General features: G+C 64.4%; 12 protein-coding genes. 5 read left to right on the forward strand and 7 right to left on the reverse strand.

Going from position 1 to position 20,240, the window contains the following annotated elements; translation table 11 throughout:
* Positions 1 to 5 precede the first annotated feature (5 nt).
* Both B0919_RS07565 and B0919_RS07570 read left to right on the forward strand, forming a co-directional pair.
* Positions 6 to 1,247 (forward strand): efflux RND transporter periplasmic adaptor subunit, encoded by a 1,242-nt coding sequence (locus tag B0919_RS07565; protein WP_078011626.1) that lies wholly within the window; start codon positions 6 to 8, stop codon positions 1,245 to 1,247.
* A 242-nt stretch (positions 1,248 to 1,489) separates the two neighbouring features.
* Positions 1,490 to 4,723 carry an efflux RND transporter permease subunit gene (locus B0919_RS07570; RefSeq protein ID WP_078011627.1) on the forward strand — a complete coding sequence of 1,078 codons (3,234 nt, stop codon included), beginning with the start codon at positions 1,490 to 1,492 and terminating at the stop codon, positions 4,721 to 4,723.
* Between the two features lie 277 nt (positions 4,724 to 5,000).
* Here the strand turns inward: B0919_RS07570 and B0919_RS07575 are convergent, their stop codons facing one another.
* Positions 5,001 to 8,783, reverse strand: coding sequence for a T9SS type A sorting domain-containing protein (locus B0919_RS07575; protein ID WP_078011628.1), 3,783 nt, complete (start codon positions 8,781 to 8,783; stop codon positions 5,001 to 5,003).
* 221 nt (positions 8,784 to 9,004) lie between these two features.
* Here B0919_RS07575 and B0919_RS07580 point away from each other — a divergent pair, with 221 nt between their 5' ends.
* A complete protein-coding gene (locus B0919_RS07580) occupies positions 9,005 to 9,490 on the forward strand; it encodes a hypothetical protein (RefSeq protein ID WP_078011629.1) in 486 nt (161 codons plus the stop codon).
* A 203-nt stretch (positions 9,491 to 9,693) separates the two neighbouring features.
* Here the strand turns inward: B0919_RS07580 and B0919_RS25630 are convergent, their stop codons facing one another.
* Positions 9,694 to 12,525, reverse strand: a complete 2,832-nt coding sequence (locus tag B0919_RS25630; protein WP_078011630.1) for a class I SAM-dependent DNA methyltransferase — start codon at positions 12,523 to 12,525, stop codon at positions 9,694 to 9,696.
* A 154-nt stretch (positions 12,526 to 12,679) separates the two neighbouring features.
* The gene (locus B0919_RS07590) at positions 12,680 to 13,546 is read right to left on the reverse strand and encodes a hypothetical protein (protein WP_078011631.1); all 867 of its coding nucleotides are present in this window, start codon (positions 13,544 to 13,546) and stop codon (positions 12,680 to 12,682) included.
* 214 nt (positions 13,547 to 13,760) lie between these two features.
* Here B0919_RS07590 and B0919_RS07595 point away from each other — a divergent pair, with 214 nt between their 5' ends.
* The gene (locus B0919_RS07595) at positions 13,761 to 14,360 is read left to right on the forward strand and encodes a nitroreductase (RefSeq protein WP_078011632.1); all 600 of its coding nucleotides are present in this window, start codon (positions 13,761 to 13,763) and stop codon (positions 14,358 to 14,360) included.
* 328 nt (positions 14,361 to 14,688) lie between these two features.
* On the opposite strand, the gene B0919_RS07600 is transcribed toward B0919_RS07595, so the two are convergent.
* From B0919_RS07600 to B0919_RS07615, 4 genes are all read right to left on the reverse strand, one after another.
* On the reverse strand, positions 14,689 to 16,284 hold the full coding sequence (locus B0919_RS07600; protein ID WP_078011633.1) for an OmpA family protein: 1,596 nt from the start codon (positions 16,282 to 16,284) through the stop codon (positions 14,689 to 14,691).
* 174 nt (positions 16,285 to 16,458) lie between these two features.
* A complete protein-coding gene (locus B0919_RS25930) occupies positions 16,459 to 18,195 on the reverse strand; it encodes an OmpA family protein (protein WP_078011634.1) in 1,737 nt (578 codons plus the stop codon).
* 285 nt (positions 18,196 to 18,480) lie between these two features.
* Complete coding sequence (locus B0919_RS07610) at positions 18,481 to 18,879, reverse strand: OsmC family protein (protein WP_078011635.1); 399 nt, start codon at positions 18,877 to 18,879, stop codon at positions 18,481 to 18,483.
* A gap of 51 nt (positions 18,880 to 18,930) precedes the next feature.
* The gene (locus tag B0919_RS07615) at positions 18,931 to 19,647 is read right to left on the reverse strand and encodes a pirin family protein (RefSeq protein WP_078011636.1); all 717 of its coding nucleotides are present in this window, start codon (positions 19,645 to 19,647) and stop codon (positions 18,931 to 18,933) included.
* Positions 19,648 to 19,889: 242 nt separating this feature from the next.
* Here B0919_RS07615 and B0919_RS07620 point away from each other — a divergent pair, with 242 nt between their 5' ends.
* Complete coding sequence (locus B0919_RS07620) at positions 19,890 to 20,189, forward strand: winged helix-turn-helix transcriptional regulator (RefSeq protein ID WP_254846509.1); 300 nt, start codon at positions 19,890 to 19,892, stop codon at positions 20,187 to 20,189.
* Positions 20,190 to 20,240: the final 51 nt, after the last annotated feature.

The following is a 20,240-nucleotide window of genomic DNA, read 5'->3' on the forward strand; positions in this document are numbered from 1 at the left end:
TTGATATGAAGAAGACCATTCTTACCCTGAGCTATGCCGCGGGGCTGTTTGCCTGGACCGGCTGCGGCAACAAAGAGGCCGACAAACCCGCCGGCCCGCCGCCCGCCACGCCCGTGACGCTGGTGGAAGCCCGCACCAGCGAGGCCGTGTACTACGACGAATACCCCGCCACTGTGGTAGCGCTCAACAACGTGGAGCTGCGCAGCCAGGTAACGGGCTTCATCACCGGCATCTTCTTTAAGGAAGGCGAGGTGGTGCCCAAGGGCAAAACCCTCTACGAAATTGACCGGCGCAAATACGAGGCGGCCGTGCAGCAGGCCCAGGCCAGCGTGCGCAGCGCCCAGGCCACGGCCAATAATGCCCGCGTGAACCTGGACCGCTACGAGCGGCTGGCCCAGCAGGACGCCATTGCCCGCCAGATCGTGGACAACGCGCAGACTGCTTACGCCACCGCTCAGAGCCAGGTGGCCGTGGCCCAGGCTGCCCTCGATGCGGCCCGCACCGACCTGGGCTACTCGCTCATCAAGGCGCCGTTCACGGGGCGCATCGGCATTTCGCAGGTGCGCCTGGGCTCCCAGGTCAGCCCCGGCTCTACTTTGCTGAACACCATCAGCGGCGAAGACCCCATGGGCGTGGACTTTGTGGTGCCCGAAGCCGACCTGAACCGCTTTGCCGAGCTGCAGCGCCGGGGCACCGGCCGCGGCGACTCCACCTTCCGCCTGCAGCTGCCCGATGGCACCAGCTACCTGCAGCCGGGCAAGATACTGGCTATCGACCGGGGCATCAACCAGCAAACCGGTACCGCTCAGGTGCGGGTGCAGTTTCAGAACCCCGACCGTAAGCTGAAGGACGGCATGAGCGGCGTACTACGCGTGCTCAACGAGACGTCGGGCCAGCGCATCGTCATCCCGTTCAAGGCCGTGACCGAGCAGATGGGCGAAAACTTCGTCTTCGTGGCCGGCGACAGCAGCAAGGCGCGCCAGCGCAAGGTGCAGCTCGGCCCGCGCCTGCGCGACCAGATTGTCATCCTCGGCGGCATCAAGGAAGGTGACCAGGTGGTGACCGAGGGCCTGAACCGCCTGCGCGACGGCGGCCTGATTCAGGCCGGCTCGCCGGGCCAGGCCGCCGCCGGTGGCGCTCCGGGCCAGCCCAACGGCGCTGCCGGCCAGGGCGCGGGCTCGGCCGCCAACAACGGCGCCAGCACCGGCACTCCTGCCGTCGGCAACAGCGGCAACAATACGCGCTAGGCAGACCAGAGCTAATTCCCCTCCTCAGATGAGGAGGGGTGGTTGAAGAATTAGAGTCAAAAAGCTAGTTCGAGAAGCCACCGAGCTGTCAAAATCAACCACCCCCGCCCCTCCTCAGCCGAGGAGGGGAGTTAGCAACAAGCTAGCACAAGAAACCAAGCATTCATCTGACGTAACCAACCCCCCATAATCGTCAGGCTCCCCCTCTCTTTTTCGGAGAGGGGGCCGGGGGGTGAGGCAATATGATTGCAGAAACCTTTATTCGGCGCCCCGTCACGGCCATCGTCATTTCGTTGGTGATTGTGCTGGTCGGGGTGCTGGCCATCCTGAACCTGCCCGTGGGGCAGTACCCGGAAATCACGCCGCCCACCGTATCGGTGAGCGGCACCTACACCGGCGCCGATGCCCAGACGGTGGAGCAGACCGTGGCCACGCCCGTGGAAGTGCAGGTAAACGGCACGCCCGGCATGACCTACCTGCAGAGCAACAGCACCAGCAACGGGCAGATGAGCATGACGGTGAACTTCGAAGTGGGCACCGACATCAACATCGCCGCCCTCGACGTGCAGAACCGCGTGGGCATTGCCCTGCCCACCCTGCCGCAGGAAGTGCAGCGCCTGGGCCTCACGGTGCGCAAGCGTAACCCCAGCATTCTGATGCTGGTAGCCCTGTACGCTCCCAAAGGCTCGCACAACACCACCTTCCTCGACAACTACGCCAACCTCTTCATCAAGGACGCCCTGCTGCGCACCAAGGGCGTGGGCGACATCGTGTCGCGCGCCGACGACTTTTCGATGCGCGTGTGGCTCAACCCCGACAAACTCTCGCAACTGGGCGTGACGGCCCAGGAAGTCACGGCCGCCATTCAGGAGCAGAACGCGCAGATTGCCGCCGGCTCCATCGGGGCGCCGCCGGCCCAAACGGGGCAGACGTTTGAGTACATCGTGTTCGTGAAGGGCCGCCTGGCTTCCATTGAGGAGTTCGGCGACATCATCGTGAAAACCCGGCCCGAGGACAACTCGGTGGTGTACCTGCGCGATGTGGCCCGCCTGGAGCTGGGCAAGTTCAACTACTCCTCGAACTCCTTCGTGGACGGCAAGCGCGCCGCCTACCTGCTGGTGTACCAGGCGCCCGGCGCCAACGCGCTCGAAACCTTCGAGAACGTGAACAACACCATGACCCAGCTCAAGAAGCAGTTCCCGGCCGACCTCGACTACGTGGTGCCCTTCGAGGCCGCCACGGTGGTGAAGGTGTCCATCAACGAGGTGCTCCATACGCTCGTCGAGGCCCTGGTGCTGGTGGTGATTGTGGTGTACCTGTTCCTGCAGAGCTGGCGCTCCACGCTTATTCCGGTGCTGGCCATTCCGGTGTCCATCGTGGGTACCTTCCTGTTCTTCATCCCGCTGGGCTTCACCATCAACACACTTACCATGTTCGGCTTCGTGCTGGCCATCGGTATCGTGGTGGACGACGCCATCGTGGTGGTGGAAGCGGTGGAGCACAACATGAACGAGCGGGGCCTCTCGCCGCTGGACGCCACGCTGGCGGCCATGCGCGAAATTTCGGCCCCGGTAATTGCCATTGCCCTGATTCTGGCGGCGGTGTTCGTGCCGGTAGGCTTCATCCCCGGCATCACGGGCCGCCTGTACCAGCAGTTTGCCATTACCATTGCCATTTCGGTGCTGATTTCGGCCTTCGTGGCCTTGTCGCTCACCCCGGCCCTGTGCGTGCTGCTGCTCAAGCCCCACAAGCGCGACGAGCACTCGCGCGGCCTCGACAAGTTCTTCTTCAAGTTCAACACGTGGTTTGACCGCGTCACCAACAAGTACGGCAACGGCGTGGGCCGCGGCATTCGTCACTCGCGGCTGGTGGTCATCATCCTGGTGTGCATCGTGGCCGGTACCGGGCTGCTGTTTAAGAACAAGCCCTCGGGCTTTATCCCGACCGAGGACGAAGGCCGCCTGATCGTGACCTTCAACCTGCCGGAAGCCTCCTCCACGGAGCGCACCGTGAACACCCTGCACGAGATGATGAAGGAACTGGCGCAGGTAAAAGGCATCCGCCACTACGCCGCCCTCGGCGGCCTGAACGCGGTGAACTTCTCCTCCAAGTCGAACAGCGGCACCATCTTCTGCCAGCTGCAGCCCTGGGAGGAACGCAAGAGCAAGGAGGAGCAGCTGCAGGGCCTGATTACGCAGGTGCAGCAGCGTTTGGGGCGCTTCAAGGAAGCCAACGTGGTGGTTATCTCGCCCCCGGCCATTCCGGGCCTGGGCAACACCGGCGGCTTTAGCTTCGTGCTGCAGGAGCGCGAAGCCGGCGGCGACATCAAGAACTTCGACGCCACCTTGCAGAGCTTCATGGGCGCGCTGCGCCAGCGCAAGGAGCTGGCCGGGCCGTTCTCGTTCTTCACCGCCAATACCCCGGGCTACCAGCTCACCATCGACCGCGAAAAAGCCAAGAAGCTGGGCGTGTCCATTGCCGATATCGGCACGGCGCTACGCACCTACCTGGGCTCGGCCTACGTGAACGACTTCACGCTCTACGGCCGCAACTTCCGCGTCGTGACCCAGGCCGACTCGGCCTACCGCGGCGACATCTCGAACCTGGGCCAGTACTACGTGCGCAACAACCAGGGCGGCATGGTGCCGCTGAGCACCGTCACCTCGTACCGGCGCACCGAGTCGGCCCCGCTGATTTCGCACTACAACCTGTTCCGCTCGGCCGAAATCAACGGCAACGCCGCCCCAGGCTACTCGTCCGGCGACGCCATCCGGGCTCTGCAGGAAACGGCGTCGCAGGCCTTGCCCCAGGGCTACGGCTACGAATTCTCGGGCCTGACGCGCGAGGAGCTGCTGGCCGGCGGGCAGACGATTTACATCTTCGCGCTGTCCATCGTGTTCGTGTTCCTGTTCCTGGCCGCCCTCTACGAAAGCTGGTCGGTGCCCTTCTCGGTGCTGCTGGCCGTGCCGGTGGGCGCGTTCGGGGCTATCCTGGCGCTGACCTTCCTGCCCAAGCTCACCAACAACGTGTACGCGCAGATCGGCCTGATTACGCTGATTGGTTTGTCGGCCAAAAACGCCATCCTGATCATCGAATTTGCCAAGGAACGCGTGGACAAGGGCATGCCGCTGGTAGATGCTACGCTGGAGGCCGTGCGCCTGCGCCTGCGCCCCATCGTGATGACCTCGCTGGCCTTTATCCTGGGCGTGCTGCCGCTGGTATTTGCCTCCGGCGCTGGCGCCCAGAGCCGCCAGACTATCGGCTGGACGGTGCTCGGCGGTATGCTCTCGGCTACGCTGCTGGCCATCTTCATCGTGCCGGTGCTCTACGTGCTCATCACGCGCTTGGCCTACGGCAAGGCCAAGCTGGCCGAGCTGGAAGCCAACTACCAGCCCGACGAGGAGCACGGCGGCCCCCACCGTGACGGCGACGAGCCGGCCGGAGAGGGCAACCACTCGGCCCCGCAGCCGGCGTAACGGCGCTTGCATCTGAAAGAAAGCACGAACGGCCGGCCTCCCGCGTGGGAGGCCGGCCGTTCGTGCTTTGGGCGCAAGCTGTGGAGCAGCCGAGGACTATAGCTAGAGTTGGAGTTAGTTCCCCTCCTCAGCTGAGGAGGGGCTAGGGGTGGTTGGCCTTGACGTTTGGCCGTCATCTAGTCCTGGACTTCTAGCTATAACCTTTCAACCACCCCCAGCCCCTCCTCAGCTGAGGAGGGGAGCTAGCCTTAGCTCCGTTCTGCAACTAGGGGGATGTTTATTCCACCACGAGGCGTGCGGCCTGCTGGCCGGAGCGCACCAGGTAGAGGCCGGCGGGCAGCCCGCGCAAATCGAGCCGGGCGGTGCCGGCCGGGAAGCGGCGCAGCACCCGGCCCTGCAGCGTGAGCAGCTGCACCTCGGCCGTGGCCGCGGCCCCAACGAGCTGCACCGAGGTCGTGGCCGGGTTGGGGAAGAGCTGCACCGCGGCCGTGGCGCCACCGGCCACGAAGCGCACTTCGGAGCGGGTTTCGGCACCATCCTGGTCCTGCTGCACCAGGCGGTAGTATGCCCCAGCGGCTTCGGCATCCTGGTAGGCGTACTGCTGGACCGTGGTGGTGTTGCCGTGGCCGGCCACGAAGCCCAGCGCCTGCCAGCGCTGCCCGTCGTAGCTTTTCTCCACGCGGAAGCCGGCGTTGTGCTGCTCCTGCGCCGTGGCCCAGGCCAGCTGCACCTGCGCGGCCGAAGCGCGGCGGGCCGTGAAGCGCACCAGCGTCACGGGCAGCGGCTGCACCGAAAGCAGCGGGCTCACGCGGTCGAAGCGGGTGGAATTGTCCGTGGTGCCGTCGCCGAGCTGGCCACTGTAGTTGCCGCCCGTGCTCAGGAAGCCGTAGCCTTGCGTGGTGCGGCCCAGGGTGAAAACATAACCCGCTGCTACCGCCCGCCAGTCGGTGCGCAAGGTGACTTCCTGCACGGGGCTGGGCGAGTCGGTGGTGGTACCGTCGCCGAGCTGGCCAAAGCTGTTGTTGCCCCAGGCCCACAGGGTGCCGTCGGCCTTGAGCGCCGCGGTGTGGAAACCACCCCCGCTTATGTTCGTCCAGGCAGTGGACGTACCGATTTGCACCAGGCTAGGCTGCTGGGGGGATACGGTACCATTGCCTACTTGCCCGTAGTCGTTTTTGCCCCAGCTCCACAGGGTGCCGTCAGCACGCAGGGCTACGCTGTGGTCCGTGCTGGTGCTGACCTGCACCCAGCTGGTGCCGGTGCCGACCTGCACTGGGCCAGTGAATTCCGGTGAGAAGCTAAAGCTGCCGTTGCCAAGCTGGCCGTACTGATTGTAGCCCCAGGTCCAAAGCGTGCCGTCGGCCTTGAGCGCGACCGTGTGCTGCGTGCCCGCGCTGACCTGCGTCCACGTGGTGGCCGTGCCGATTTGCGTAGGGCTGGTGCGGTTGGTGGCCGTGCCGTCGCCGAGCTGGCCAACGCCGTTGTTGCCCCAGGCCCACAGCGTGCCATCGGCGCGTATGGCCACGGTGTGGCCATTGCCGGCGCTGACGCTTTTCCAGGTGGCGGTGCCAATCTGCACCGGCGTGGAGCGGCCGGTGGTGGAGCCGTCGCCGAGCTGGCCGAAGAGGTTGTAGCCCCAGGCCCACAGCGTGCCGTCAGCGCGTATGGCCACGGCATGGTAGGCGCCAAGGCTAACCTGCACCCAACGAGCGGCCAGATCAACCGGCGCGGGTATGATGCGGTCGTTGGTCGTGCCGTCGCCCAGCTCACCCATACCATTTGACCCCCACATCACCAGCACGCCGTTGGGCCGGATGCCCGCACCGAAGGCGTTGCTGGAAGCCGCCAGGTTCAGCGTGACCAGGGCCGCATCGTATTGGGCGGGTGTGGGAATGTAGGTGCGCGAGTTGTAGTCGGTGCCGAGCTGGCCGTTGGAGTTTTGCCCCCAGGTCCAGAGCGTGCCGTCGGCCTTGAGGGCCAGGGTGTGGCTGCCGCCCGCGTTGATGCTGGCCCAGTCGGTGGCCGCGCCCACTTGCACGGGAGCGGTGCGGCCGGTGGTGGTGCCGTTGCCGAGCTGGCCGCTGGCGTTCTGCCCCCAGGTCCAGAGCGTGCCGTCGGCTTTGAGGGCCACGGTGTGGTTGCTGCGGGTACTAACGCTGGCCCAGTCGGTGGCCGCGCCCACTTGAACGGGGGTGTTGCGCTGTGTGGTGGTGCCGTCGCCGAGCTGGCCTGTATTGTTGTTGCCCCAGGCCCACAGGGTGCCATCGGCGCGGATGGCTACGGTGTGGCCATTGCCGGCGCTGACGCTCTTCCAGTTAGTGGCCGCGCCCACCTGCGTAGGTGTGGTAGTGCGGGTGGTGGTGCCGTTGCCGAGCTGGCCGTTCGTGTTCTGCCCCCAGGCCCACAGGGTGCCGTCGGTCTTGAGGGCGAGCGTGTGGCTGCCGCCCGCGCTGACGCTGGCCCAGTCGGTGGCCGCGCCCACTTGCACCGGTGTGGTGCGGCCGGTGGTGGTGCCGTTGCCGAGCTGGCCGTTCGTGTTCTGCCCCCAGGCCCACAGGGTGCCGTCGGCCTTGAGGGCCAGGGTGTGGGTACCGCCCGCGCTGATGCTGGCCCAGTCGGTGGCCGCGCCCACTTGCACCGGTGTGGTGCGGCCGGTGGTAGTGCCGTCGCCGAGCTGGCCGCTGGCGTTCTGCCCCCAGGCCCAGAGCGTGCCGTCGGCCTTGAGGGCCACGGTGTGGTTGGTGCCCGCGCTGACGCTCTTCCAGTTGGTGTCGGAGCCGATTTGCCCGGGCGTGGGACGTTGGGTGGTGGTGCCGTCGCCGAGCTGGCCGCTGGCGTTCTGCCCCCAGGCCCACAGGGTACCGTCGGCCTTGAGGGCCACGGTGTGGCTGGTGCCAGCATCGATACTAGCCCAGGTAGCTGCCAGAGGCTCCAAGGGAGAAGGACTGGAAATGAAAGTCTGGGAATAGGCCGCCGTGCCCAGCTGGCTGCTGGCGTTGTTGCCCCAGGTCCAGAGGGTGCCATCGGCCTTGAGGGCCAGGGTGTGGTTGCTGCCGCCGCTGACGCTGGCCCAGTCGGTGGCCGCGCCGATTTGTATCGGCGCGTTGCGCTGGGTGGTAGTACCGTCGCCGAGCTGGCCGGCGCCGTTGATACCCCAGGTCCAGAGCGTGCCATCAGCCTTGAGGGCCACGGTGTGGCTGCCGCCGCCGCTGACGCTCTTCCAGTCGGTGGCCGTGCCGATTTGCCCCGGCGTGAGGCGGTTGACGGTGGTGCCGTCGCCGCCCTGGCCGTAGAAGTTGTGGCCCCAGGTCCAGAGCGTGCCATCAGCCTTAAGGGCCACGGTGTGGCTGCCGCCCGCGCCGGTGCTGGCCCAGTCAGTGGCCGTGCCCACCTGCACCGGCGTGATGCTTCGGGCGTTGGTGCCGTTGCCGAGCTGGCCGGCGCCGTTGAACCCCCAGGTCCAGAGCGTGCCATCAGCCTTGAGGGCCACGGTGTGGCTGCTGCCCGCGCTGACGCTCTTCCAGTTGGTGGCCGTGCCGATTTGCGTGGGGCTGGTGCGGTCGGTGGTAGCGCCGTCGCCGAGCTGGTTGCTGCCGTTCTGCCCCCAGGCCCAGAGCGTGCCGTCGGCGCGGATGGCCAGCGTGTGGCTGTTGCCCGCGCTGACGCTCTTCCAGTCGGTGGCCGTGCCGATTTGTATCGGGGCGTTGCGCTGGGAGGTGGTGCCGTCGCCGAGCTGGCCAGAGATGTTGTAACCCCAGGCCCACAGGGTGCCGTCGGTCTTGAGGGCCACGGTGTAGCTGGTGCCCGCGCTGACGCTCTTCCAGTTGGTGGCCGAGCCCACCTGGGCCGGTGTGGAGCGGGTGGTGGTGGTGCCGTCGCCGAGCTGGCCGTTGGTGTTGTTGCCCCAGGCCCACAGGGTGCCGTCGGGGTGAATGGCTACCGTGTGGTTGCCGCCGGCACTAACGGTACCGGGCAGCACCTGTGCGGCCAGGGGCGGGGCCAGCAGCCCGCAGGCGAGCAGCAAGAGCAGCCATAGGCGCGAAGAGAAAAAGTGCTTCATGCAATAAGTAGGTGGCAAAGACAGGTGGATAAGCTGGTAAAGTTCAGGTAGAAAAAGTTAGGCATCAACCCAAAGCTGGTATTGTGCAACTTCTATTTTCTACGCACTTTACCCCCACTTACCCCGTCCTATCCGCCTGGCCCGGGCCCCCTTACACACCGCGCTTACCCCGCCCCGGCCGCCTGTCTTATTTCAACCATTCTTACCCCTTACCCGCCGTTATGGGCAACACATTCCACCAGGACATTCCCGCCGACGTGCTGCAGCGCGTCCAGTCCGCGCTCGACACCATCAAAGCCGAGCTGGCGCCCTACCTCGTCTCGCTCACCCCCGAGGAGCGCAAAACCATGCTGCGCATGGCCGACAAAACCGTGGCCTTCGTGCAGAAGACCACCGACTACGCCACCACCAACCCCGCCTTCGTGCCCGCTTTCGTGGAGCTGGCCGAGCTGAAACAGGACGCGGCCGCCCTCGACGGCCTCACGCCCCTGCACCAGCAGCTGGAGCAGCTGGCCCTCGACGTGGATTCCACCATGATGACGGCCGGCTCCGAGGCCTACGGCAACGCCCTGACCATCTACAACAACATCAAGTTTATGGCCCAGAACCGGCAGCCCGGCGCCCAGGCCGCCTTCGACGACCTGCGCCAGCGCTTCGCCGGCCAGGGCCAGCGCAAGGCCCCGGCCGCCAAGCCAGCGGCCAATTAAGCCAACCGGGTAGCCAAAAAGACGAACGAGTTCGGGTCCGACCCGAACTCGTTCGTCTTTTTGGGCAACGGAGTAGCCACCGCGGCTACCCGGTTCGGCGCGGTGGCTGCTGCGGTAGCCGCCGGAACAAACGAGTTGGCCGCGGCACCGAACTCGTTCGTCTTTTGGGCTACTGAGTTAGTCGCCGCGGCTACTGCGCCGGCTTAGCTGCTGGCAGCGGCCTTGCGGCGCGGGCCGGTTTTGGCCGGCTTGGGCGCCGGGGCCAGCGGGGCGGCCAGCTGCCGGTACTGCTCGAAAAGGAATTCCAGCCGGCTCAGCTCGGTGGGGAAGGCCGCGGGGCGGTAGCAGAGGTCCACGGCGCGGTCCAGCTCCTGGTGGGCCTTCACCAGCGCGGGCGGCATGGTGAGCGGGTCGTAGAGGGTGGCCAGGGACTCGGCGGGGAACCCGGCCCGCACCGCCAGCACCTGCCGGGCCTTGGCTTCCACGGCCGCTACTTGCTTGGGCGTGGGCGCGGTGGGGAAGGGGAAGTTGTTGTAGACGAGGGTGCCGGAGTAGCGGAAGTCGCTCTTGATTCGGCCGCATATCTGTCGCGTCCACGCCATATGCATAGCTGAGGAAAGCAGACCAAACAGATAAGGTGAGGCATTGGGAATGCACATGCATGAGTCCCCGATAATCACCTCTGATGGAAGGAAGCCAAAGGGAATGTACCGTCTGTTTTCAGAGGAATGGCGCGGAATGAGTAGGTAGTCGCTAGTAGGCTGACGAGACTGGCCGAACAGGGTAGGGAACTGCCCCATTCTTACAGTATCGGCCTTCGTGCTAGCAAGTCGGAAGGTGCGTACCTGTTCAACCCGTTGCTCAACGATGGGCAACTTTTTTAGGACCGAGGGAGCTATTCCGGCAAGCCATAAGCACCAGCGCTTTTCACCACGTAGAAATTCCTGGGCACCTAGAAATGGTTTGACATAAGGACCGGCTGCTGGCTCCGCAGCTAATAATTCTTCTTTCTCAGAATCGGTCAGAAAGAAGTGTCCACCATCGACAGGCTTATTTCCATTTACCATTTCCGGCACTTGGCACAACGGCTTGGTGCGACCTATTACAAAGGCGTCTGGAGCGTCTATTAAATATGGGTTAATATGGCTGACAACCCGCCGCAGTGGTTCTGACTTAGGTGTCTCATAGTCAAAAAGCACGCGAGATGGAACGTCTTGCGGCCCAAAACCAACTATGACGCAAAAAACCTGCGCATTTCCCCTCGCTTCATTATTCCATTTAAAGGTTCGATGAGCAAAGTGGATTTGGATGCCGAAGCGACCGGTCAATTCACCCCATAGGATGCCTGCTTGTTCTCCTTGTACGATTGAATTCGTGCTTACCAGGGCAGCTTTAATAGCTGTGCCCTGCATAAGCTGAGATGCTTTATAAAACCAGCCTGCTACGTAATCCAATAAGCCAGCAGAGCCTATGCTTTTAAGCAAATGCGTAAGCTCTGCTTTCTGTTCTTTGTTTTGGAGATGATAGCCGATAAACGGCGGATTGCCCAGAATGTAGGTATCCGCCCCTACGCCGCTTGAGTCGCCGAGTCGCCGAGTCGCCGAGTCGCCGACGTATTGTAAATCGTTCAAGTTCAGCACATCTTTCCAATTCACCAAGAGCGCGTTGCCGTGCACGATTTTGGCGGTGCGCGTCAGGGGCAGGCGGGCGTAGTAGGTGCCGAAGGCTTCGGAGAAGCGCATGTTCATCTGGTGGTCCATCAGCCACATGGCCACTTCGGCAATGCGGGCGGGGAATTCCTCCACCTCGATGCCGTAGGCCTGGTCGACCTGCACGCGGGCCAGCAGCGTGAGGTTGACGGTTTGGCGTGAAGGGCCGGCCGGGTACTGGCGGTCCAGAATCTCGAACTCCAGGCGGCGCAGCTCGCGGTAGGTCACCACCAGGAAGTTGCCGCAGCCGCACGAGGGGTCGAGGAAGCGGGTGCGCTCCAGGCGGCGGTGCAGGGCATCGAGCTTGCGCCGGTCGTGGCCGGCGGCGTGCAGCTCCTGCTCCATCTCGTCAAGAAACAGCCCGCGGATGACCTTGAGGATGTTCGTCTCGGAGGTGTAGTGCGCGCCCAGGTTGCGGCGCTTCACCGGGTCGGTCACCGACTGGAACAACGACCCGAAGATGGCCGGCGAAATGCGCGACCAGTCGAAGTAGGTGCAGCGCACGAGCTGCTGGCGCAGGGCCGCGTCGAAGGCCGGGAAGGGGAAGTACTCGGTAAAGAGGCTGCCGTTGACGTAGGGCAGCTCGCGCAGGTAGTCGGGCAGGGTGCGCTGGCGCTGGGCGGCGGGCTGGTCGAGCACCTCAAACCACTGCGCGAGGCGCGTGCCCACGTCGGAGCCATCCTCGCGGGTGTGCTCTTCGAGGAAGGCCCGGAAGGCGTCTTTTTCGAAGATGCCGGTGTCTTCGGCAAACAGGCAGAAGAGCACGCGCACCAGTAGCACCTCCAGCTTGTGGCCCTGGTAGCCGTTGTGCAGCAGGGCGTCGTGCAGGGCGCCCATCAGCTCGGCCGCCTGAATGTTGGCGGGGTCTTCGGCGGCGTACTGGCGCTTCTGGTAGCCGGTGAGGAAGGCGAATAGGTGCAGGTGCTGGTGCAGCTCTTCCAGCGGAAACTCGTGCTGCTGGCCTTCCTCCAGGTCGTAGAGGCGGAAGCGGGCGAAGTCGGAGACGAGAATGTACTTGGGCAGCTCATAGTCCTTCAGGCCGGGGAAGTAGTCGATGGCCTGCTGGTAGGCGCGGTCCAGGTCTTTGCCCTTGGACTTGTGCTCCACCAGCAAAGTGCCCTTCCAGAATAAATCGATGAAGCCCTGCTTGCCGGAAAGCTTCTTGACGGGCTCCTCGAAGGAAGCTACGCGGCGGCGGTTCAGGCCGAACACGTTGAAGAAGTCGATCCAGAAGGCCTTGGCCTCGGCATGTTCGCGGGTTTCGCCCTGCCATTCCTGGGCAAAGCGGATGGCGCGGTCTTTTAATTCGGATAGGGAAAGGGGCATAGGGGAGAGTAGGAGGGGCGAGTTTGGGAGAGTAGGTGGGTGGGCGTTTGGGGGATGGGAGGGGCGGAAGATACGCCCCCGGGTGGCAGGGGGCAAACAAACGCCCGGCCGCTGCGCAAGGCAGCGGCCGGGCGGGACCGGGCGGGGCGCAGCCCTACTGCAGGCGGGCGCAGGTGCAGTACGCCCGAACGGCGCGGCCGCTGGAAGACGCGTTTGTAACCGTGACGCGCCAGCTGTGCTCGGGGTCGGCGGGGTCGGGGCCGCTGTAGTTGACGGTAATGTCCTTGACGGCCGAATTGAAGTCGCGGTGGCCGCCGCCGCCGCCCAGCACCCGCATCCCGCCGGGGCACGAGAGAATGATATTTTTGAGGCCGTTGCCCAAAACGTTTTGATCAGTCACTAGCTGGGTATAGCCCAGGAGGGCCTGGCCCCGCACGGCCACGTCGCCGTTCACGTCCAGCGTCGATTGCGGATTGACGGTGCCGATGCCCACGTTGCCGCTGGCGGCGATGCGCAGGCGCTCTTGCCAGCCAAGGGCGGTGCCGGTAAAAAAGCGGTGCACGCCCACGTTGGCGTTGTTGGGGCCGGCGTAGTAATCGAGCTGCCCGCCGGTGCTGTGGCTGAGCTTCGAGCCGTTGGCGCCGCCGCCCTGCGTGAAATAGATCTTGTCGGCGTCGTTGGTGCTGTAGCGCAGGGGCTGGGTGGCGGTGTGGTTGCCGAGGTTGTCGCCGGTTTTGGTTTTGTCGGGGATGTAGAACCACCGGCCGCCGAGGGCGTACCAGAAGCCTTTGCGCCCGTCGGTCTGGAACACCATCAGCCCGTCGGGCGGGGCGCTGATACCGGTGCGCTGCACCGAGTCCAGGCGCGGAATGAGCAGGCCCTTGTCTGAGGCGCTGATGTCCAGGGCGGCTTTGGGGTTGGGCGTAGTGGTGCCGATACCGACGGAGCCAGCAGGTGCGTGGGCGTAGGCCGCAGTGCCGACGAGCAGTAGGGGAAATAGGAACGGATAAAGTGTTTTCATGGGGGCTGGAGGCGAATAGCAGCCCAAGGTGCGCCGCTTCGGGCGGGCTGGCCCGGCTGTATAAGTCACGGCTGGCTTTTGGTAGGGCAACGACGCAATTCGGTAAGTCGCCGCGCGGCGGACCGGGCGGCGGAACATTCGTTTCCCGAACCGGCTTACCTTGCCAAACCGGCCGCTTCCGTGCCCGTTTTCTTCACTTCTTCCCTGCCCGGCAATGTCCAACCAAACCACTGCCCTGCCGACCCCCGAACAATTCAATGCCCTGGTTCGCGCCCGGCGCAGCATTCAGCCCCTGCAGTTCGAGCCCGGCCGCGTGGTGCCCGACGAGGTGGTGCGCGAGCTGCTGGAAAACGCCAACTGGGCGCCCACCCACAAGCGCACCGAGCCCTGGCGCTTCGTGGTGTTCACCGGGGCGGGCCTGCAGCGGCTGGCCACGTTCCAGTCGGAGCTGTACCGCAGCTGGGCCGGCGCGTCCGTCGACGAGAAGAAGGCGCAGAAGCTGGCTCAGAACCCGTTGCTGGCCTCGCATGTCATTGCTATCGGGCTGAAGCGCCACCACATCCTGCCCGAAATCGAGGAAGTGGAAGCCGTGGCCTGCGCCGTGCAAAACCTGCACCTCTCGGCCGTGACCCACGGCCTGGGCGGCTACTGGGGCTCGGGCGGCATCACCTACATGGAAGCGGCCAAGCCCTTCTTCGGCCTGGATAAGGAGGATCAGCTGCTCGGCTTCTTCTACCTCGGCTACGTGCAAAACGCGCCCGGCCGCAACATCCGCAAACCCATCGAGGAAAAGGTAACCTGGGTGCGGGAGTAGGGGCCGCATTGCCCGTTGTGGGTTGCCCGTTGTCGGGCGACAATCCAGTCCGTCCTATCGAGCGCAGCCGAGACATCTCGCCGGCTAGTAATTCTTAATCGTCAGGTTACTACCGAACGCCAGCACGCGAGATGTCTCGGCTGCGCTCGATAGGACGAACCTTTTCCAAGTCGTACAACGAGTGGATTAGTACCCGAGCGAGATGTCTCGACTGCGCTCGACATGACGGGCTGGGCCTACGCGGCGCTCTTATTCTATTCGACTGCAAAACGCAAAAAAAGGCCCGCTGCATCGTGCAGCGGGCCTTTTTGATGGTAAGCCGATGAGCCTAGCGGCGTGGGGCCGGCTTGCGGGCGGGGGCTTTCTTGGCCGGCGCCTTTTTGGTGGTCGTCTTTTTGGCCGGAGTGGCCTTAGCGGGCGTGCTCGGGATAGTGATGTTCGGCATGGCCGGCTCAGGGCCGTACTTCACTTCGGCCGAGTTCGGGTCGCCGGTCAGGAACAGGTCGAAATCCACGCGGCGGTTCAGGGCACGGCCGGCCTCGGTGGCGTTGTCGGCAATGGGCTTGGTTTCGCCGTAGCCGCGCGACTCAATGCGGGCGTCCGGAATGCCTTTGCTCAGCATGTAGGTGCGGGCCGAGGCGGCGCGGTCGTGCGAGAGGCGCAGGTTGTACGGGTCGGAGCCCTTGCTGTCGGTGTGGCCGGCAATGCTCAGGGTGTAGTCCGGGTACTCGTTCAGGATCTGTACGATGGCGTCCAGAGTCGGGTACGAGGAGGGCAGCAGCACAGCCTTGTTGAACTCGAAGTTGATGTACTTCGTGGCTTCCTGTAGGCGCTTCTTGGCTTCGGCCTTGATTTCGGGGCAGCCGCGGTTCGAGGCCGGACCCGGGCGGTTCGGGCAGCGGTCCTGGTAGTCGGGCACGCCGTCGCCGTCGGTATCGAGCGGGCAGCCGGAAGCATCCACTTTCACGCCGGCCGGGGTGCCGGGGCACTTGTCGTTCTGGTCGATGACGCCGTCGTTGTCGGCATCGGGGCAGCCTTTTAGTTCGGGTTTGCCGGGGGTGTCGGGGCAAGCGTCGTCCTTGTCGGCCACGCCGTCGTTGTCGCGGTCGGGGCAGCCCTGCAGCTCCGGCTTACCGGCCTCGGTGGGGCACTGATCCTGGTAGTCGGCCACGCCGTCCTTATCCGTGTCGATGGGGCAGCCGTTGGCGTCTACCTGCACGCCGGCTGGGGTGCCGGGGCACTTATCCTTGCGGTCGGGCACCTTGTCGCCGTCTTCGTCCTTGGCCTGGCCCATGTTGAAGGTCAGACCCACCGTGTGCTGCAGGAACTTATCGTCCCACTTGTTGGCGTCGCGGTTGCCCACGCCGTCGATGTTGGCGTTGAGCGGAATGTGCTGGCCCGTCTGCACGAACAGCCCCACGCCCTCGCCGAGGCGGAAGTTGATACCGGCCGCTCCGAACAAGTCGAAGTAGCTCTTGTCCTCGTCGTTGCGGGCGCCGTTGAAGAGGCTTTCGCGGCTGGTGTAGGTCCAGCCCGGGGCGGCCAGCAGGTAGGGCTGCACGAAAGCGTCTTCCTTGAAGGCCCAGCCGTTATTCAGCTTGAATTTCAGCCCCAGGTTCACATTCACCACGTTGGTGGCGAAGGTGTTGCCCGCGTTCTGAGTGCCCTTCAGCTCCACGTAGTTGCCGTGCAGGCCCAGGTCGAAGCCGGGCGAGAGGTAGCGGCTGATGGCAATGCCCGGGCCGTAGTGGTTGCTGCTGAAGTTCCAGTAGTCCGAGCCGTAGTTGCCCTTGTACTGAAAGGCGCTACCGCTAAGACTGATGCTGGTTTTCTTGTCGGCCGTCTGGGCCTGCGCCGAAAGCGCTCCGGCCGCCAGGCACGCCAAGGGCAGCCAGCGTCGGAAGTTGGGAATAAGGTTTTTCATAGAAGGGCGGCACTCCGCGGGCGACATTGCCCGCTTCGGAGTTGAGCCCATATACCACCGCTTTCCCCCGAAGGTTATATTCCTGGATCAGACTTCACCTAGCCTTCATTTAAAACACCAACGGCCAGCCCGCAGTGGGCTGGCCGTGGCCTGTTGAGCTAAAAACGCAGAATATCAGCGCTGACGGTTGGCCGATGGCGTCTTCGCCGGGGCGGCTGCCGGGCGCTTGGCCGCCGGCTTTTTGGCCGTCGTATTTTGGCGCGTTACCGTCCGTTTGGCGGATGCGGGCCGCTTGACAGAGGTAGTCTTTTTGGCGGGCGCGGCCTTCCGGACCGGCGCCTTTTTCACAACGGCTTTTTTCGCCGGGGCCGCCTTGGCCGGGGCAGTAGCGGCACCCGATTCGGGGCCGTACTTGGCCTCGGCCGCGTTTTGGTCGCCGGTCAGGAACAGGTCAAACTCCACGCGGCGGTTCTGGGCGCGGCCAGCCTCGGTCGTGTTGGTGGTAAGCGGGTGCGCGGCACCGTAGCCACGCAGCTGCACGCGGTCTTCGCCCACGCCCTTGCTCACGAGGTAGCTGCGGGCCGCGGCGGCCCGCTCACGCGAGAGGCGCTGGTTGAAGGCCGCCGGACCGCGGTTGTCGGTGTGGCCGGCAATGCTGAGTGAGTAATCGGGGTAGTCGCGCAGAATCTGGGCCAGCCCGTCGAGGGTGGCATAGGAAGCAGGCAGTAGCACGGCCTTGTTCAGCTCGAAGCCGATAAAGCGGGTGGCGGCTTTCAGGCGGGCGCGCGTTTCGGCCTTGATTTCCGGGCAGCCCTTGTTGGAAGCGGGGCCGGCACTGGTCGGGCAGCGGTCCTCGGCATCGGTCACGCCGTCGTTATCGGTATCGGCGGTGGCGCTGGAAGCGGGCGGCACGGTGCTGCTGGTGGTATCCCGCGGGCAGCCGGTGAAGTCTACGGTGGTGCCGGCGGGCGTGTCGGGGCACTTATCCTCGGCGTCGGTTACGCCGTCCTTATCCGCATCGGGGCAGCCTTTGGATTCGGGCGCGCCGGGCACGTCGGGGCAGGCGTCGTCGGCGTCGCGCACACCGTCGTTGTCGTGGTCGGGGCAGCCCTGCAGCTCGGCCGTGCCGGGGTCGTTGGGGCACTCGTCCTGGTAGTCGCCCACGCCGTCCTTGTCCGTGTCGATGGGGCAGCCGTAGTCGTCCACGGGCACGCCGGGGGGCGTGTTGGGGCAGCGGTCCTTGCGGTCGGGCACTTCGTCCTGGTCCTGGTCTTTGCCCTGGCCCAGGTTGAAGGTCAGGCCCACGGTGTGCTGCAGGAATCGGTCGTCCCAATTGTCCTCGTCGCGGGTGGGCAGCCCATCGAAGTTGGCCCCCAGGGGCAGGTGCTGGCCGCTCTGCACGAACAGGCCCACGCCGCCACCGAGGCGGAAGTTGATGCCCGCCCCGCCGAACAGGTCGAGGTAGCTGTGGTTGTCGTCGATGCGGCGGCCGTCGAAGTAACCTTCGCGGCTGGCGTAGGTCCAGCCCGGCGCGGCCAGCAGGTAAGGCTGAATAAACGAGCTTTCCTTGAACAGCCAGCCGTTATTGAGCTTGAATTTCAGTCCCAGGTTCACGTTCACCACGTTGGTGTTGAACTTCGTGGTGGAGTTGCGCGTGCCGGTCAGCTCGGCGTAGAACGCCTGCGCGTTCAGGTCCATGCCCTTGTACAGGTACTGGTTGATGGCCACCCCGAAGACGTACTTGTTCTGGTCGAACTTCCAGTAGTCGTCGGCAAACGTGCCCCGAAACTGCAGCGCATTGAGGTTCACGCCGATGCTGGTGGGGCGGTCGGCCGTCTGGGCTGCCGAAGCCAGCGGGGCGCCCACCAGCAGCGCCAGCCATAGCCGGAAAGAGAATACAGGGTGCTTCATCGAGGCAGAAGTTTGCGGGCCCAAATTGTCCTTTGGCAAGTACAATCGTATACCCGTGCTTGCGCGAAAAGTTGTACTAATGATACAGCATTTCCGGCTTTAACCCCCGAGTTCTGTTCTCACACCCCCGACTAAGCCCACAACCAGCCTGTAGGCCGATGCCGGCTGAATTGGACTTTCCGGTCGTAGGAACGTAGCAAAACCGGCAAGGCCCAACGGCAACTGCCGGTTTCGGGGAAGCAGCGCTCCACCCAAAACCGGCAGTAAAAATTCACCTTGATGAGCTTATTCAGCCAGACTAGTGGCAATGGTCACCGAAGCCGTTAGGGCCTTGTGCACCGGGCAGGCATTGGCTACCTGCAACAGGCGTTGCCGCTGTTCGGGTGTCAGCTCCCCGCGAAAGGTTACCACCCGGTCGAGGTGGCGCACCACGTGGTCGTCGGCGCGCTCGAAGGTGATCTGCGCATCCACAGCCAGCAGCGGCCAGCCCTTACGGTTGGCGTACATGCGCACCGTAATGCAGGTGCACGCGCTCAGGGCAGCGGCCAGCAGCTCCCCGGGCGAGGGGCCCATGTTTTCGCCGCCCTGCGCCAAAGGCTCGTCGGCCAGCAGCGCGTGGCCGCTGTCGGTGGTGAGGTCCGTTACGAAACGGTCGGTGCCGAGGTGGCCGGTGACGATAGGCATAGCAGGGAGCGAAGAGGGTTCAATCAGTAAACTGCGGGCGGCCCCGATTGGTTAGCCGATCATCGGCACTTCCATCAGCAGCAGCTCGGCGTGGCTGTCGGCCCGGATGTCGAGCTGGTCGGTTTCCCACACGCCAAACCCGTCGCGGCGGTGCAGGGCCTGCCCGTTGATGGTCACGTCGCCCTCCAGCACAAAGGCGTACACGCCGTTGCCTGCTTTGTTGAAGGCGTACTCGGTGCTGAAGCCCGCGTCGAGCTGGCCCAGGTGAAACCACGCGTCCTGGTGAATCCACACGCCCGCGTCGTCGGCACTGGGGGAGAGGATTTGCTGCAGGCGGTTGTGACGGTCTTCGGGGCGGAAGGTCTGCTGGTCGTAGCGCGGCTGTACGTTGCGCTTGTTCGGAAACACCCAGATCTGCAGAAACTTCACTTCCTGGGCGGCGTTGTGGTTTTTTTCGCTGTGGGCCACGCCCGTGCCGGCGCTCATCACCTGCACGTCGTGCTGCCGGATGACGGTTTTGTTGCCCATGTTGTCCTGGTGCTCCAGGTCACCGGCCAGCGGAATGCTGATGATTTCCATGTTGTCGTGCGGGTGGCGGCCGAAGCCCATGCCACCGGCTACAGTGTCATCGTTGAGCACCCGCAGGGCGCCGAAGTGCATACGCTCGGGGTTGTGGTAGCCGGCGAAGCTGAAGGTGTGGTAGGAGTTGAGCCAGCCGTGGTTGGCGTGGCCGCGGGTATTGGCAGAATGCAGAACGGTACGTGCCATAGGAAAGTCGGCGTTTGCGGCAGCCGTAGATAGGGGCCGGGTAGCTTGTGAGGCCCCGTCCGCCGGCGGCTGCCGGCCCGGTGGGCGCAACAAATGTGCAGGCCTTTACTATACTTTTGCAAGTAGTTACACGCATGTATATCAATATACTCTATGTAACTTTTGCACGGAATCACGCAGTTATGAAAAGCAAAAATCCAAAAAAACTTGCCGGCGGCTGCGCCTTTCGCCAAACGCTGGACATGCTGGAGGGCAAATGGAAGTTTGCCATCATTCACAGCCTGCTGCAGCACGGCACGCTGCGCTTCAAAACGCTGGAGCGCGACGTGGCCGGCATCACCCCGCGCATGCTCATCAAAGAGCTGAAGCTGCTGGAGGCGCACGGCATCGTGTCGCGGCAGGCCTACGCTACCGTGCCGCCCACCGTGGAGTACACGCTCACGGAGTGCGGCCGCACGCTGGCGCCCATCGTGCAGGCCATCGAGGAGTGGGGCCTAAAGAATCAGGCTGTTATCAGCGGCAGCCTGGACGCTCAAGAGTAGTACTGCTGTGGTAGTGACGGACAGCATTAATCAACAAAAAAGCCCTGTATC

Origin of the sequence: Hymenobacter sp. CRA2, from assembly GCF_002007105.1 — a bacterium.
Lineage (GTDB): Bacteria > Bacteroidota > Bacteroidia > Cytophagales > Hymenobacteraceae > Solirubrum.